This window comes from Orrella sp. 11846, from assembly GCF_048820935.1.
Lineage (GTDB): Bacteria > Pseudomonadota > Gammaproteobacteria > Burkholderiales > Burkholderiaceae_B > Algicoccus.
In genome coordinates this window covers 1-14385 of the sequence record NZ_JBMERD010000011.1, presented here as the reverse complement: position 1 = coordinate 14385, position 14385 = coordinate 1, and the positions used below count along the sequence as shown (strand labels likewise).

Genomic DNA, 14385 nt, shown 5'->3' with positions numbered 1-14385 from the left:
TCTTGTTGGTTGCAGCAGTCCCAACCAACAGTCCCTTTTGTGAATGCAGTTTTGAATGCAGGTTAGCCAAAATGTCGAACGCGACACCGTACGATCCGACCCAGAAGCAAAAAGCGCTGGCGAAGACTTCCCGAATTCCCATTAAAATTGTGCCCGCAGAGCGCCTTAAAAAACCTGAATGGATTCGGGTCAAAGCGGCTGCACCGAATTCACGATTTTATGACATTAAGCGGATTTTGCGCGAGCACAATCTGTATACCGTGTGCGAAGAAGCATCCTGCCCGAACATTGGTGAATGCTTTGGTAAGGGCACGGCAACTTTCATGATCATGGGTGACAAGTGCACGCGACGCTGTCCTTTCTGTGATGTGGGGCATGGACGTCCCGATCCTTTAGACACTGAAGAGCCGTCCAATCTGGCTAAAACCATTGCGGCCATGAAGCTCAACTACGTTGTGATCACTTCAGTGGATCGCGATGACTTGCGTGATGGCGGTGCAGGACATTACGTTGAATGTATCCAGGCCGTGCGCGAAATGTCACCGAGTACACAAATTGAGGTGCTGGTACCGGACTTTCGGGGACGTCTGGAAAAGGCATTGGATATCTTGGATACCGCACCACCCGATGTCATGAACCACAATCTGGAAACTGTACCCAGACTGTACAAACAAGCCCGACCCGGTGCGGACTATCTGCATTCTCTGAAGCTTCTCAAAGACTTTAAAGCTCGCAACCCCAAAGTGCCGACCAAATCAGGTTTGATGGTTGGTCTGGGTGAAACCGATGAAGAAATCTTGCAAGTCATGCGCGATATGCGTGAGTACGACATTGAAATGTTGACGATTGGCCAATACTTGGCGCCGTCGAATCATCATTTACCTGTCTTGCGCTATGTGCACCCAGATACCTTCAAGATGTTTGAAGAAAAAGCCTACGAGATGGGCTTTACCCACGCCGCTGTGGGCGCCATGGTGCGATCTTCTTACCATGCGGATGCTCAGGCTGAGGCCGCTGGTGTTTAAGCGGCTGTGAGCTTGTAATCAGGCGTATCCGAATTGCGTTTCTGGTTAGCCGTTCTCAGGGGTGTCTGAACGGCGCCAGAGCACATCAGGTTGTTCAAGTGCCTGATTGAGACAACGCGCCACCACAAACAAAAGATCGGACAGACGGTTGAGGTATTGTTGAGCCGTCGGGTTCAACACATCTTCGTTCGCGGCTTCTAGCACGGTTCGTTCCGCGCGACGGCAGACCGTGCGCACCACATGGGCTTGTGCAGCCAATAAACTCCCACCTGGCAAAATGAACTCTTTGAGGGGTGGCAAGGCCTCGTTCAATCGCTCGATATGCGTATCTAAGGCGAGAATTTGCGCTTCCTGAAGCTGGGTGTGACCTGGCCAAGCCAACTCACTGCCCAGATCGAAAAGGGCGTGCTGAACGGGTGAGAGTGTCTGATACAGATCGTCCATCGCTTGTTTTTGGGCATCTTGGACGGGTGTGTTGGACATTTGTGCCAGAAGCACGCCGAGTGTGCTGTTGAGCTCATCGACGGTTCCGATCGCAATGACGCGCGGATGCGTTTTTGGGAGACGACGGCCATCGGCTAATCCGGTGGTGCCATCATCGCCCTGGCGTGTGGTAATAACTGTCAGACGATTTGCCATGATGCATCCGCTTCCTTGTTACAGCACGTAGCGTGCGAGATCTTCGCTAGCGGCCGTTTGTGCAAGTTTGTTATTGACGTATGTCGCATCAATGACCACGGTTTGACTGCCTGGGTCTGTGGCATCAAAGGAGAGTTCTTCAAGCAGCTTTTCCATGACGGTGTACAAACGTCTGGCACCGATGTTTTCTGTGCGCTCATTAACTTCAAATGCAATTTCAGCCAAGCGGGCAATACCGCTGTCTTCAAATTGCAAAACGACTTCTTCAGTGCCTAACAACGCGGTGTATTGCTTGGTGAGCGATGCGTCGGTCTGCGAAAGAATGCGAACAAAGTCTTCTGAAGTCAGTGAATCTAGTTCAACACGAATCGGAAAACGTCCCTGAAGTTCAGGAATGAGGTCGGAAGGGCGGGACAAATGAAAGGCACCCGAAGCAATAAAGAGAATGTGATCGGTGCGGACCATACCGTACTTGGTGTTCACGGTCGTGCCTTCAACCAGAGGCAGCAAGTCGCGTTGCACACCCTGACGAGAGACATCGGCAGAACTGGAGTCCTGACGGGCTGTGATTTTATCGATCTCATCCAAAAACACGATGCCGTTTTGTTCGACCAGATCCAAGGCCACCGTTTTAATATTTTCTTCATTGACGCGTTTGGCGGCTTCTTCTTCGGTGATCATGCGCAGTGCTTCTGGAATGGCGAGCTTGCGCGGTTTGGTTTTGTCGCGCGACAAGCCTGCGAACATTGAACGCAATTGCTCAGTCATTTCTTCCATGCCGGGAGGACCCATGATGTCCATCTGTGGCATGGCCGAGCTCACTTCGATGTCGATTTCCATGTGATCGAGCTGACCTTCGCGCAAACGCTTACGAAACGTTTGACGGGTGGCGTTCTCATCGCGAATAGGGGAGCCATCGGCTGCGCGCGGTGGTGTGATGAGCGCATCCAAGACGCGATCTTCTGCCGCTTCTTCAGCTTGCATGCGCACGCGGTTCATTTCTGTCTCGCGTGTTTGTTTGATCGCAACTTCCATGAGGTCACGAATAATCGTATCGACGTCACGACCGACGTAGCCGACTTCCGTGAATTTGGTGGCTTCGATTTTAATAAAAGGTGCGTTGACCAGTTTGGCTAGGCGGCGGGCAATTTCTGTCTTACCCACACCAGTCGGTCCAATCATGAGGATGTTTTTTGGGTGAATCTCGCTTCGCAGGGGTTCACTCACCCGCTGGCGACGCCAGCGATTGCGCAGAGCCACAGCGACCGCACGTTTGGCCGCGTTCTGGCCCACAATGTGTTTATCCAGTTCAGAAACGATTTCCCGAGGCGTCATCGTAAAAGCAGACATAAATAAAACAGCCTTTCAGTCGAATTAAAGCACTTCTATTGTGTGCTGTTGGTTGGTATAGATGCAGAGATCACCTGCAATTTCTAGCGCAGATTTGACGACCTCTTTGGGTGACAACTTTGTGTGACGTAACAAAGCCAGTGCAGCCGATTGGGCGTAGGCACCGCCAGATCCGATGGCTGCCAGATTTTCTTCTGGCTCTAACACATCACCGTTGCCAGTGAGAACCAGAGTGTGTTCATGATCAGCCACGATAAGCATGGCTTCGAGACGTCGTAAGATTCGGTCTGTGCGCCAGTCTCTGGAGAGTTCGACAGCCGAGCGCATGAGATGCCCTTGGTGCTTTTCGAGTTTGCCTTCAAAGCGTTCTAACAGTGTGAAAGCATCGGCAGTCGCACCCGCAAAACCGACCAGCACTTTGTCGTGGTAGAGCTTGCGGATTTTACGGGCAGTCCCTTTAATAACAATATTGCCTAATGTGACTTGTCCGTCGCCGCCCATGGCAACTTGGTCACCACGGCGTGCGCAGACGATGGTGGTTGCGTGAAACTGTTCCATACAAAACCTGCGTCATGAATTTGAATGAGTTCGATCCGTTGGGCAGATCGAACTTGTGAAAAGGTTGGTCGGACTTAATCGCCAAACATTTTTTGGCGTTTTTCGCGTCTTTCCTGTGCTTCAAGTGATAGTGTGGCAGTTGGTCGAGCCAGTAGGCGAGGTAACCCGATAGGTTCACCGGTTTCTTCGCAGTAACCATAGTCACCAGAGTCGATGAGCGCGATAGCTTGTTGCACCTTTTTCAGGAGCTTGCGCTCGCGATCTCGAGTGCGCAGTTCTAAAGCATGCTCTTCCTCAATCGTGGCGCGGTCAGCCGGATCAGGCACGAATTGTGTTTCGCGCAAGTTCTCAGTCGTTTCGACCGCATTGTTGAGAATTTCTGTTTCCAGATCTTTAAGCTTTTGTTTAAAAAAAGCTAGTTGAGTCGGATTCATGTAATCCGATTCGGGCATTTTGAGCAGAGCTTCCTCTGTCAGAATCTCTGTGGCAGAGGTTGCCTTGTTTGTCTCACCCTTCTTGTTGGCTGCTTTCGTGGCCATATGCTACTCCATTACAGTCAATTGCCGTGATACCAGCTACAGCAGATCATTTAACCAGACATTGTGCCAGACCCTTTTGCAGAATCTCTTTTGGCAAGTCTCGGCCGATAAAAACCATTTTCGTTGCTTTCTTTTCTCTAGCGCCCCAAGGTTTGCCGGGTTCGGCTCCCATCATCATGTGAACACCCTGAAACAACATCCGTCGATTTGTGCCTTTCATGTAAAGAATGCCTTTATACCGCAAAAGGTCAGGTCCGTAGACCTGAACGACGCCACCTAAAAACTCATCGAGTCGCACCGGGTCAAAGGCCTTGTCAGATAGAAAGACAAATGCACCGATGTCGTCATCGTGATGATGGCTGTGATCGTGATCGTGGCCATGTCCGTGACCATGATGATCGTGCCCATGATGGTGGTGGGCGTCAGGATGGGTTTCCGCGAGGAATGCGGGATCGATTTCCAGAATCGTATCCAGATTAAAGGCATTGAGATCCAGAATCTTATTCAGATCGGCTTGCCCAAAATGAACGGATTCGATGTCGGCTCTGGGGTTGATGTGAACCAGACGCTGAACCAGCGCATCGTATTGGTCATCGTTGACGAGATCTTTTTTAGAAATCAGAATCCGATCTGCAAAACCGACTTGTTTTTGCGCTTCGGTTTGTTTGTCCAGAGTCTGCATGCCGTGTTTGGCATCCACCACTGTGATGATGCCATCGAGTCGGTAATACTCCGCGACGGTGTCGTCCATAAAGAATGTCTGGCAGACGGGACCTGGATTGGCCATCCCAGTGGTTTCAATCAACACGCGATCAAACTGGATGTCACCCTGTTCTCGGCGACGGCGCAAATCAATCAGCGTGCGCATCAGGTCTCCACGGACCGTGCAGCAAACGCAACCATTGGACAATTCAATGATTTCTTCACCTTGAACTTCCATCAGGAGATCGTTATCGATGCTTTCTGGACCGAATTCGTTTTCAATGACGGCCATGCGTTGACCGTGATCTTCAGTCAGGATTCGTTTAAGTAGCGTCGTTTTCCCGGCGCCCAAAAATCCAGTCAGGATAGTGACAGGAACCATGTCTTTCAGTGCGATGGGTGCGTTGGGCTGATTCATAAAAAAACTCTTCTGTAGTTGACGCGGGATTAAATCACAATTGACACATTAAGTCTGCAAGGCTGACTAGGGTTTGTACCCTGTCTGGTCTGCCAGTGTGCCTTAGAGCTTAGGACTAATTTGACCAGATGGGGGCGAATTTCTCCATTTCAAGAACCAGCTTACCTGATCAAGCATGAATGTGTGAGGCTTCGTGAAGTTGATGATTGTCGTCTGTGCGCGTGTGGTCGCTTAATCAGATGTGCGATACTGGCGTCCTGCCTTCAAATTTCAGAAGGCTTGTCAAAAATTATTCATATCAGGAAAGGAGAATGACGGGCATGCGTCGTGCTGTCTATCGAAGCCCCATGCTCTGGAGTGTTGGCAAACGCCTTGGATTTGTGGCTGTCTTGATTGCCTTGCTGTGGCTGGCTGTTTGGGCTGTGCTGCCAGACGCTTTATGAAGCCTTCTCCTTGCCGAATCGTCTTGCATGATGTCACGGTGGCTTATCGTGGGCATCCAGCCGTGCATCATGTGAGTGGTGCCTTTGAATCGGGTTCATTGACCGCCATTGTGGGTCCTAACGGCGCGGGTAAATCCACTTTGCTGGAAACCATTGCCGGGATTCGAGAACCCACACAAGGTCGTATTGAGCGCTTGCCTTTGAGCCCGACTTTGTTGCATGCCCAAGCCTACCTGGCTCAACGCAGTGGCATCAACCATGACTTTCCGTTGCGCGTCTTTGAAGTGGTTGCCCTTGGGACTTGGCAACAAATTGGCGCATTTGGCGCATTATCAACCTCTCGACATGAGGCGATTCATCAGGCTTTGCATCAGGTGGGTTTGCAAGGGTTTGAATCCAGATTGGTCGATGAGTTGTCTGTAGGGCAGCTTCAACGCGTTTTGTTTGCAAGACTGATTGTGCAAGATGCTCCAGTGATTTTGCTGGACGAGCCGTTTAATGCACTCGATAGCCAGACGACAGTTGATTTGTTGCGCATTATTCAAAGCTGGCATGAGGGTGGTCGCACAGTGATCGCCGTGATTCATGATTTACAGATGGTGCGACAGTTTTTTACAGAAACACTCCTCATGGCCCGAGAAAAAGTGGCTTGGGGACCTTCGCAGGACGTGCTCGTGCCACAATATCTTGAGGTTGCCTATGGGCGCTCATTGGCTTGGCAGGCCGATGCAGCCTGGTGTGCGGTGCCTACGGAACAGGATCAAGCATGATGGTGGACTGGTTCTGGCTGCCTTTCGCAGAGTTTGGCTTTATGCGTCGTGCGCTGATTGCCTGTATTGCATTGGGTCTGGTGAGTGGTCCCATTGGTTCAATCCTGGTGATGCGTCGCATGAGCTTGGCGGGTGATGCCATTTCTCACGCGGTTTTGCCCGGTGCGGCTATTGGTTATCTGCTGGCAGGTATGTCATTTGCCGTCATGGGGGTTGCTGCTTTCTTCTCAGCCTTGCTGGTGGCTTTGTTGGCGAGTCTGGTGTCGAGTTTGACATCACAACGTGAAGACGCGAGTTTGGCGGCTTTTTATCTCATAGCGTTGGCTTTGGGTGTGGCGCTGATTTCTGTCAGTGGCAGCAATGTGGATTTGATGCACTTACTGTTTGGCAGTGTATTGGCCGTGGATCGAGATGGTCTATTTCTCGTGGCGGGTGCCAGTTCCGTGGTTTTGCTGGTTCTAGCGATTATCTGGCGACCTTTGTTGGCTGGTAGTTTTGATCCTTTGTTTTTAGCGCAGTACGGCAAGGCAGGTCGACTTTCCACGCAACTCTTTATGGTGCTGGTCGTGCTGACCTTTGTGGCCTGTTTTCAGACCCTAGGTACGTTGATGGCCGTAGGGCTTTTGATGTTGCCTGCGATTGCGGCTCGATTCTGGGTACGAGATGTGTCACACGCCTGCGTTCTTGCCAGTGCACTGGCCATCATTAGTGCAGTAATTGGTTTGTTGTTGTCTTATCACTGGCGTTTGCCATCAGGCCCTGCAATTGTGCTCAGTGCAGGGGTGATTTATCTCGGTTCTCTGGCGATGGGTACCCGAGACAGTTTGTTGGCTTTATTGCTTAAACACCGTCGCCATAAAGAGGCTTGAAATGCGAGCAATATGGGTTCGTTTCTTAGTGATTGCACTGGGTTTTTGTAGTTCTGTCGCACTGGCAACAATCATCTCCTCGCCACCGAATACGGATGCCCCCAAAGTGGTGACCAGCTTTTCGATTTTGGCGGATATGGTTGAGCAGATCGCCGGTGATATGGTTCGCGTCCATCCTTTGGTTGGCCCCAATGCCGATGCGCATGTTTTTAGTCCCAGTCCGAGTGATGTGCGTGAAGTCGCCCAAGCCGATCTGGTGGTGGTGAATGGTCTGGGTTTTGAGGGATGGATGCAGCGCTTAGTGCAGGCATCGGATTTCAAAGGCCCTGTTGTGGTGGCTACAGATGGAATCGCCCCTTTAGACATGGAAGATGATCATGATCATCACAAAGGACACCACGATCATCATGATCATGGGCAGCATGATCCCCACGCTTGGCAGGATTTGAACAATGCCCGTGTGTACGTTGCCAATATTCGCGATGGTTTAATTGCTATTCTTCCAGCGCAACGTGCGCAGATTGAAGCCGGCGCACAACGTTACTTAGATCAAATCGATGAACTCGATGAAAGGCTGCAGGCGCAGTTTGCAGCTGTACCGCCAGGACGACGTTTGCTGGTGTCACATGATGCGTTTGCGTATTTAGCCAAGGCGTATGACCTAGATATTGCGCCCTTGCAGGGGCGTTCGACTGACCGTGATGTGTCGGCTGCCGATATGGCACAGCTAATCCGCGAAATTCGGGATGGGGAGATCCATGCGTATTTCATTGAGAACATGGCCGATCCACGCATGATGCAACAGGTCGCCCGAGAAACAGGTCTGGCTGACGGCGGCAAGCTGTATTCCGATGCACTTTCTGCACCGGGCAGTGAAGCCGATACCTACCTGAAACTCTACGAACTCAATGCACAAAAGTTGCTCAATGCCTTGAAAGATCGCTAGGCAAACGGTTTGGCGGACCGGGATTACGGGTCGGAGTCTGAGGGCGGTTGCGCAGATAGCGGTTGTGTCGATGCTGGCTGCGTTGATTTCTGACGCCGGGCACGCGGGTGTGCGGCGTCATACACTTTGGCCAGATGCTGAAAATCCAGTTTGGTATAGATCTGAGTCGTCGAAATGCTGGCGTGCCCGAGCATTTCCTGAACACCACGTAAGTCTTGTGAAGACTGTAATAAATGACTCGCAAAACTATGGCGCAGCATGTGTGGGTGTAGATCTGCCGGTAAATCAGTCTGAATCGCCAAGGTTTTTAGGCGTTGTTGGACAACGCGGGGATGAATGCGTTTGCCACGCTCACCTAAAAATAGGGCATAGCGATCACTGGTACTGGCATTGTTTTGAACAAAGCGATCACGGTGTTTGAGCCATTCTTTTAAAACGTTTAACGCCGTTTGCCCCACGGCAATAGTGCGTACCCGTGATCCCTTCCCGGTGACGTGAACATCAGCGGCTTCCCAGTCGATCCAGCCCAGTGATGTGTATGCCGGTTCACGAACATACTGACAATCGAGCTGAACCAATTCGCTTAAACGCAAACCACTGGAATATAAGAGTTCCATCATGGCTCGATCACGCCAGGTTAAGGGTGTCTCTTGCGCCTGTAAAATCGGCGCATCGAGCAAAGCTTGCGTTTGATCGACCGAAAGGGCTTTGGGCAATGGTTGACCAACTCTAGGGGCCCGAACATCTTGTGCGGGATTGAGTGTGAGCGGTCGCTTAGTGGCCCACCACCGATAGAAACTGCGCCAAGCAGACAAGATACGTCTGAGACTAGTCGGCTCATAGCCTTGTGCATGCAACTGCGCAATCCATTGCCGAATCTGCATCGAAGTGACTTGATCAAGAGCCTGAGTTTGTGCAAAATCGACGAGCTTCAGAAGGTCTTGTTGATACGCGTCCAGCGTGTGTGCAGAGTAGCGCCGGTGCTTGGTTAGCTCTTCCAACCAAAGCACCATGTCTGGTGTCAGACTCACAGCTGGGTGGTTGCGCTCAGTCATGAAGGTTAAGGTGTGGTTTCGGGCATAAGGCGTGCAAGTGCTGCGCTGGCCAGTTTGCCAATATGTTCCAGAAAGTCGGTCGCCATGTCCTCGGTATACCGTTGTGGATCGTCAGAAGCAATCATAAGCAAACCCGTTACTGGGCCATCGGTACCTACATGCAATGGGATTAGAGCCACAGAAGCAGGGGGTGCTTGCAACCATTCGTGCAGTGCTTCGTTTTTTGTGGGGCCTGCATACGGGCCTGTCAAACTAGCGGCAAGCGCTTTGATGTCGTCAGTCACATGATCGGTGAGTGACTCTGGCAGGTCATCAATGTCCCAGACACGCAGGGCGACATCAGTTAAACCAAAGATTTGTGCCAACCCGACTGTGATGTGGCCAGGCAGTCGCTGGGCGTCGGGCTCACTCAGCATTCGAGTACACCACTGATTGATCTTGGCCGAGACAGAATCATTAAATGTGGCTCGATAGCTCAGTGTTGAGAGTTGAATTTCGAGATCTTTGAGTCGATCACGCAAAATCAGAATCTGACGCTCTCCCAGAGAAATCGCCCGATTCTGATTAGGGTGCGGGACGCTCAGATTTGAAAACGTCTCTGCGTGCTCCACAAAAAACTCGGGATGAGCCTGAAGAAATCGTGCAATCAGCACGGCATCTGGTTGTACGTCCATAGGTTTCACTCTCTCAAAGGGTCGGGCGTGGGTTGGCTAGCGCATCAATGTCGAGAATACCCTCAAATACGCGTACCGCGGGCCCAGTCATGGTGAGGGTGTCGCCATCCCAGGCGATTGTGAGTTCTCCGCCGTGGGTCTGAACGCGTACAGGGGAGTCTAACAAGTCTTGTCGGATTCCGCTTACAACTGCAGCGCAAGCACCCGTGCCGCAGGCGAATGTCTCGCCCGCACCTCGCTCATAGACTCGCAAACGAATTTGTTGTCGATTCACGATTTCCATAAAGCCCGCGTTGACCCGATTTGCAAATCTGGGATGGGATTCAATCAGAGGACCGAGTTCTGTGACAGGAGCGGTGGTGATGTCAGAAACCACTTGAACTGCGTGCGGATTCGAAATGGACACCAAAGACAGCCAGCAGGTGGTTTGATCATTCGAATCAGGACCATCTGCAGGGAAACCATCTGAAAGTTTAGGGTTGAGATGCAGGCCGTATAGGGTATCTTGCCCGACTTGGCGTGTGGTTAAACCTTGTGCATCAAAACGCAGACATTCCGGCTCAAAACGCGTTTGACCCATCTGAACCGTGACTTGACCATCAGACTGGGTATAGAGTGTGATGAGGCCTGTGGCGATTTCTGCGCAGAGCGGATTGCGCGAGCTTAATCCACTGTCATGCACAAACCGTACAAAGCACCGTGCGCCATTGCCGCAATGCTCGACTTCGCTACCATCGGCATTAAAGATTCGATACTTAAAATCAGCCTGAGGATGGTTAGGCGGTTCCACAATTAGGATTTGGTCGCAACCGACACCAAATTGACGGTGTGCAATCGCACGGGCACGAGCAGGCGTCAAATCGATGACTTGGCGCACACCATCAAGCACCACAAAATCATTGCCAGTACCCTGCATTTTTGTAAAAGACCATTTCATGGCGCGCGTGACTTAAACGTTGGTGTAAAGAGGGGGTTCATTTGGTGGTCGTGTTTTAAAACGGCGGTGGACCCAGTAGTATTGCTCGGGGGCTTCTTCAATCCAGTCTTGGAGATGCTGATTAAGGCAAGCCGCATCTTCTTCAGGGGTCGCTCCTTCACCCGGAAAATCTTCCAACGGTGGCAGGATTTTGACTTGATAGCGACCTGTTTGTGGATCACGATAAGCGAGTGTTGGAATCACTACCATCTTGAATTGACGGGCTAGCTGTGCGGTGGCAGTTTGTGTAGCAGCCGGCACCCCAAAAAACGGCACAAAGACGGCACCCCGTGCGCCCAAATCCATGTCAGGCAAGTAGTAGATTGGCAGGTCTTGCCGAATCATGCGAATCAGACCACGAACCCCATCTTTGCGACTGACTAGATGAATGTGCTCAAACCGTCCTCGCCCCAGACGCACAATGGCATCCATGTCGGGGTTGGATTGTGGTGCATACAAAGTGGCACCGGCATAACCTTCAAGCGAAAGGCGTGTGGCTGCAGCATCGAGCCCGATCAGGTGCGGCGCCAACAACATGATCCGCTGACCACGGGCTCGCACATTTAAGATGTGCTCGAACCCTTCCAGACTCACCAAATCCAAGATGTCTTGGCGTGAGCCAAACCACAGGACGGCGCGATCCACAAACGTTTGCACAAGGGCGCGCCAGTGTGCGTGCACCAGAGTTTTACGTGCTTCAGGACTGAGCTCCGGAAAACAAAGTGCCAAGTTTTGTTCAACGATGCGCGAGCGCCGTGGTGCAATCCGGGGTGCCAAACTGCCTAAAATCTTGCCTAGCCACTGACGGGGCCGGTGACCAATGCGCACCAGCAGCTGAAAAAACATGACAAAGAATCGAGCGCTTAAACTACGGGCTTTAAGTGCTCGCACGGCATCTTGCCAGGCCTGGTCTCGCAGGTCGTCTGTCGTTTCTTTGCTCATGGAAATTGATCCGCAGGCGGTTCAGGTGCGTGAGAAGGGCGTTTGTAACGGTGGTAGCCCCAGAGGTATTGTTCCGGGAAACGGCGAATCATTTGTTCCATGAGTTGGTTAAAAAAGGTGGCTTGGGCCACTGTGTCGGTCGGGACTGGTTCATCGACTTGTATGTAGTGCATACGCCATCCCTGTCCTTTAGGTAGGCGTTCGCAGGCCGCCATAATCACAATCGGGTTTGTGGCGGCCGCGAGTTTGCCAGGCAAGGTGACAGTTAAGGCCTGTCGACCAAAAAAAGGAGCCCAAACACCATCGCCTTCGCGTGGCACTTGATCAGGTAGCATGCCCACGCCATGGCCGGCTCTCAGTGCCTTAAGAAATGCGCGCACACCTTGTAGGTTGGCAGGTACTGCTCTCATACTGACATGTTGTCTGGCGACTTGTACCAACGGTTCTAGGGCTGCTTTGCGAGGGGGACGGAACATGACGGTGAAATCCCGACCATATGCCGCATGGCGCCCTGAGATCTCAAACCCACCCAGATGGGGTGTCAGAATGAGCACGCCCCGTCCTGATGCAAACGCGTCATCCAGAAGGGATTCATTATCGTCGATGATTTTTTTTAGGCTCTCTTGCGTGCGCAGCCAAACCCAAGGCAGTTCCATCACCATCGCACCGGTTTGGGCCGCTGCGCGTCTCGCAAATGCCGGATCGCCATAGCCAGCCTGGCGGGCATTGGCTTGCAAGCGTTCTCGATAGCGGCCTGGAAGTGCATACACCAGACGCCCGCCAATGCGTCCGATTGCCTGAAGCCACCGTAACGGGATGCGTGACAGAAGTCGAAAGAGAAAAAGAATCATGGAGTGAATTTTCGCATAAGCTGCCAGAAAATCGCCCGAATCGCCCTGATCTTTGCGCACAAGTTTGATTTACCGAGCAAAGTGTCTGAAAACTGAGCACAAAATCAATGGCCAACCCAGTTGTCAGGATAAGTGTTCCCATATCCAGACTGAAGGTTTATGCTTGCTGTAAGCGTCTGGTGTCAGTGACCAAGATGACGCCGATATCAAACAACGGCTGTAATCGTTGCTTATCCCAAACCATGACTACTGGCGGTTTGATTGAGGCCGCTATCGAAGGAGAGTGCTGTGTCACACGTTGTTCATCGAAGTCTGATCGCCCAACCGCCCACCGCGGTGCGTGCCAAAGGGTTGTATATCGAAGATACAGAAGGTCGGCAGTACATTGATGCGTCAGGGGGTGCCGCAGTTTCTTGTCTTGGACATGGTCATCCCGATGTGTTGGCAGCCATGCATGCGCAGATCGATCAACTTGATTATGCGCATACCGGGTTTTTTACAACGCAGGCAGCGGAAGATCTGGCGACATTCTTAGCTGGTAAATCACCGGCATCCATGAACTACTCGTATTTTTTGTCAGGCGGTTCTGAGGCGGTCGAAGCGGCGCTTAAGATTGCTCGGCAGTATTTTGTGGAAATTGGTCAGCCTCAGCGCACCACCTTTATCGGGCGGCGCCAGAGCTATCACGGCAATACGCTCGGTGCATTAGCGGTTGGTGGCAATGAGTGGCGTCGCAAGCAGTTTGCACCGTTGTTGGTGGATGTGGGTCGTGTCTCCCCTTGTTTTGAGTATCGGGAACGTTTAGCTGATGAAACGCAAGAAGCGTATACCCAGCGTTTGCTGGCTGAGCTCGAAGCTACGATTCAACAAATTGGTCCAGACAACGTCATTGGGTTTTGTGCTGAAACCGTGGTCGGTGCCACGGCCGGTGCCGTGCCTCCGACCCCAGGTTACTTTAAAGGGGTGCGTGAGATTTGCGATCGCCATGGCATCTTACTGATTCTGGATGAGGTGATGTCCGGTATGGGTCGCACCGGTACCCTGTTTGCGTTTGAACAGGAAGGTGTTGTGCCCGACATTGTGACCATGGCCAAAGGATTGGGCGGTGGTTATCAAGCCATTGGTGCATTCATGGTGCAAGACAAGATTGCTCAATCATTGCGCGAAGGTTCAGGCCTGTTTCAGCATGGCCATACGTACATGGGGCATCCGGTGGCTTGCGCGGCAGCACTCGCTGTTCAGCAAGTCATTGAGCGCGACAATTTGCTGGCCAATGTGGTGGAACAGGGTCAGAATTTGCGCCAGGCACTGGAACAACGCTTTGGCGAACACACACATGTTGGCGATATTCGGGGTCGAGGCCTTTTTATGGCAATCGAGTTGGTGAAGGAACGGCAAACAAAGACACCCTTTGAGCCGAGCTTAAAACTCCATACCCTGATTAAACAAGCGGCGATGGCTCGTGGTTTGATGGTTTATCCGTCGGGTGGCACGATTGATGGTGTTCATGGGGATCACGTCCTGGTTGCACCGCCATTTATTGTGACCAAGGCTGATGTGCATGAGATCGTTTCAAGGTTGGGCGATGCTGTTAACGATGCGCTCGGACAAATTGGGCCTGCTGTTTT

At 51.9% G+C, this 14385-nt stretch carries 16 protein-coding genes; 6 read left to right on the top strand and 10 right to left on the bottom strand.

All coding sequences use genetic code 11. The features are described 5' to 3' along the window. Positions 1-71 precede the first annotated feature (71 nt). Complete coding sequence (lipA, locus tag ACOI06_RS10055; RefSeq protein WP_420662441.1) at positions 72-1025, top strand: lipoyl synthase; 954 nt, start codon at positions 72-74, stop codon at positions 1023-1025. A 45-nt stretch (positions 1026-1070) separates the two neighbouring features. On the opposite strand, the gene ACOI06_RS10050 is transcribed toward lipA, so the two are convergent. The 5 genes from ACOI06_RS10050 to ACOI06_RS10030 all read right to left on the bottom strand — a co-directional run bounded on the left by ACOI06_RS10050 (position 1071) and on the right by ACOI06_RS10030 (position 5231). Then, positions 1071-1664 (bottom strand): cob(I)yrinic acid a,c-diamide adenosyltransferase, encoded by a 594-nt coding sequence (locus tag ACOI06_RS10050; RefSeq protein WP_420662440.1) that lies wholly within the window; start codon positions 1662-1664, stop codon positions 1071-1073. Between the two features lie 18 nt (positions 1665-1682). Then, positions 1683-3014: an ATP-dependent protease ATPase subunit HslU gene (gene hslU / locus ACOI06_RS10045; RefSeq protein ID WP_420662439.1), complete on the bottom strand. Its 1332-nt coding sequence runs from the start codon at positions 3012-3014 to the stop codon at positions 1683-1685. A gap of 24 nt (positions 3015-3038) precedes the next feature. Beyond that, a complete protein-coding gene (gene hslV / locus ACOI06_RS10040; protein WP_420662438.1) occupies positions 3039-3572 on the bottom strand; it encodes an ATP-dependent protease subunit HslV in 534 nt (177 codons plus the stop codon). A gap of 74 nt (positions 3573-3646) precedes the next feature. Further along, positions 3647-4111 carry an RNA polymerase-binding protein DksA gene (gene dksA, locus ACOI06_RS10035; RefSeq protein WP_420662437.1) on the bottom strand — a complete coding sequence of 155 codons (465 nt, stop codon included), beginning with the start codon at positions 4109-4111 and terminating at the stop codon, positions 3647-3649. Positions 4112-4157: 46 nt separating this feature from the next. Beyond that, entirely contained in the window at positions 4158-5231 is a 1074-nt protein-coding gene (locus ACOI06_RS10030; protein WP_420662436.1) for a CobW family GTP-binding protein, read from the bottom strand. A 311-nt stretch (positions 5232-5542) separates the two neighbouring features. Here ACOI06_RS10030 and ACOI06_RS10025 point away from each other — a divergent pair, with 311 nt between their 5' ends. The 4 genes from ACOI06_RS10025 to ACOI06_RS10010 are packed head-to-tail and all read left to right on the top strand — an operon-like array spanning position 5543 to position 8259. Next, positions 5543-5674 (top strand): hypothetical protein, encoded by a 132-nt coding sequence (locus tag ACOI06_RS10025; RefSeq protein ID WP_420662435.1) that lies wholly within the window; start codon positions 5543-5545, stop codon positions 5672-5674. Next, positions 5671-6444, top strand: a complete 774-nt coding sequence (locus ACOI06_RS10020) for a metal ABC transporter ATP-binding protein (protein WP_420662434.1) — start codon at positions 5671-5673, stop codon at positions 6442-6444. The genes ACOI06_RS10025 and ACOI06_RS10020 overlap by 4 nt, the downstream gene beginning before the upstream one ends. Then, complete coding sequence (locus ACOI06_RS10015; RefSeq protein ID WP_420662433.1) at positions 6441-7313, top strand: metal ABC transporter permease; 873 nt, start codon at positions 6441-6443, stop codon at positions 7311-7313. The genes ACOI06_RS10020 and ACOI06_RS10015 overlap by 4 nt, the downstream gene beginning before the upstream one ends. 1 nt (position 7314) lies before the next feature. Beyond that, on the top strand, positions 7315-8259 hold the full coding sequence (locus ACOI06_RS10010; RefSeq protein ID WP_420662432.1) for a metal ABC transporter solute-binding protein, Zn/Mn family: 945 nt from the start codon (positions 7315-7317) through the stop codon (positions 8257-8259). 23 nt (positions 8260-8282) lie between these two features. Here the strand turns inward: ACOI06_RS10010 and xerC are convergent, their stop codons facing one another. Genes xerC through ACOI06_RS09985 form a run of 5 tightly spaced genes read right to left on the bottom strand, consistent with a single transcriptional unit; the run spans position 8283 to position 12757 of the window. Continuing rightward, complete coding sequence (xerC, locus tag ACOI06_RS10005; protein ID WP_420662431.1) at positions 8283-9314, bottom strand: tyrosine recombinase XerC; 1032 nt, start codon at positions 9312-9314, stop codon at positions 8283-8285. 5 nt (positions 9315-9319) lie between these two features. Then, positions 9320-9988, bottom strand: a complete 669-nt coding sequence (locus ACOI06_RS10000) for a DUF484 family protein (protein WP_420662430.1) — start codon at positions 9986-9988, stop codon at positions 9320-9322. A gap of 13 nt (positions 9989-10001) precedes the next feature. After that, positions 10002-10925: a diaminopimelate epimerase gene (dapF, locus tag ACOI06_RS09995; protein WP_420662429.1), complete on the bottom strand. Its 924-nt coding sequence runs from the start codon at positions 10923-10925 to the stop codon at positions 10002-10004. Between the two features lie 12 nt (positions 10926-10937). Continuing rightward, entirely contained in the window at positions 10938-11855 is a 918-nt protein-coding gene (locus ACOI06_RS09990; protein WP_420662538.1) for a lysophospholipid acyltransferase family protein, read from the bottom strand. Positions 11856-11902: 47 nt separating this feature from the next. Then, positions 11903-12757, bottom strand: coding sequence for a lysophospholipid acyltransferase family protein (locus tag ACOI06_RS09985; protein WP_420662537.1), 855 nt, complete (start codon positions 12755-12757; stop codon positions 11903-11905). Positions 12758-13045: 288 nt separating this feature from the next. On the opposite strand from ACOI06_RS09985, the gene ACOI06_RS09980 reads away from it, so the two are divergent. Further along, positions 13046-14385, top strand: a 1340-nt coding sequence (locus ACOI06_RS09980; protein ID WP_420662428.1) for an aspartate aminotransferase family protein, incomplete at its 3' end; no start/stop codon positions are given.

Excerpts from the sequence above, each read along its gene's own strand:
- lipA (WP_420662441.1), top strand. The coding sequence starts at position 72 with ATGTCGAACGCGACACCGTACGATCCGACCCAGAAGCAAAAAGCGCTG.
- ACOI06_RS10050 (WP_420662440.1), bottom strand. The coding sequence starts at position 1,664 with ATGGCAAATCGTCTGACAGTTATTACCACACGCCAGGGCGATGATGGC.
- hslU (WP_420662439.1), bottom strand. The coding sequence starts at position 3,014 with ATGTCTGCTTTTACGATGACGCCTCGGGAAATCGTTTCTGAACTGGAT.
- hslV (WP_420662438.1), bottom strand. The coding sequence starts at position 3,572 with ATGGAACAGTTTCACGCAACCACCATCGTCTGCGCACGCCGTGGTGAC.
- dksA (WP_420662437.1), bottom strand. The coding sequence starts at position 4,111 with ATGGCCACGAAAGCAGCCAACAAGAAGGGTGAGACAAACAAGGCAACC.
- ACOI06_RS10030 (WP_420662436.1), bottom strand. The coding sequence starts at position 5,231 with ATGAATCAGCCCAACGCACCCATCGCACTGAAAGACATGGTTCCTGTC.
- ACOI06_RS10025 (WP_420662435.1), top strand. The coding sequence starts at position 5,543 with ATGACGGGCATGCGTCGTGCTGTCTATCGAAGCCCCATGCTCTGGAGT.
- ACOI06_RS10020 (WP_420662434.1), top strand. The coding sequence starts at position 5,671 with ATGAAGCCTTCTCCTTGCCGAATCGTCTTGCATGATGTCACGGTGGCT.
- ACOI06_RS10015 (WP_420662433.1), top strand. The coding sequence starts at position 6,441 with ATGATGGTGGACTGGTTCTGGCTGCCTTTCGCAGAGTTTGGCTTTATG.
- ACOI06_RS10010 (WP_420662432.1), top strand. The coding sequence starts at position 7,315 with ATGCGAGCAATATGGGTTCGTTTCTTAGTGATTGCACTGGGTTTTTGT.
- xerC (WP_420662431.1), bottom strand. The coding sequence starts at position 9,314 with ATGACTGAGCGCAACCACCCAGCTGTGAGTCTGACACCAGACATGGTG.
- ACOI06_RS10000 (WP_420662430.1), bottom strand. The coding sequence starts at position 9,988 with ATGGACGTACAACCAGATGCCGTGCTGATTGCACGATTTCTTCAGGCT.
- dapF (WP_420662429.1), bottom strand. The coding sequence starts at position 10,925 with ATGAAATGGTCTTTTACAAAAATGCAGGGTACTGGCAATGATTTTGTG.
- ACOI06_RS09985 (WP_420662537.1), bottom strand. The coding sequence starts at position 12,757 with ATGATTCTTTTTCTCTTTCGACTTCTGTCACGCATCCCGTTACGGTGG.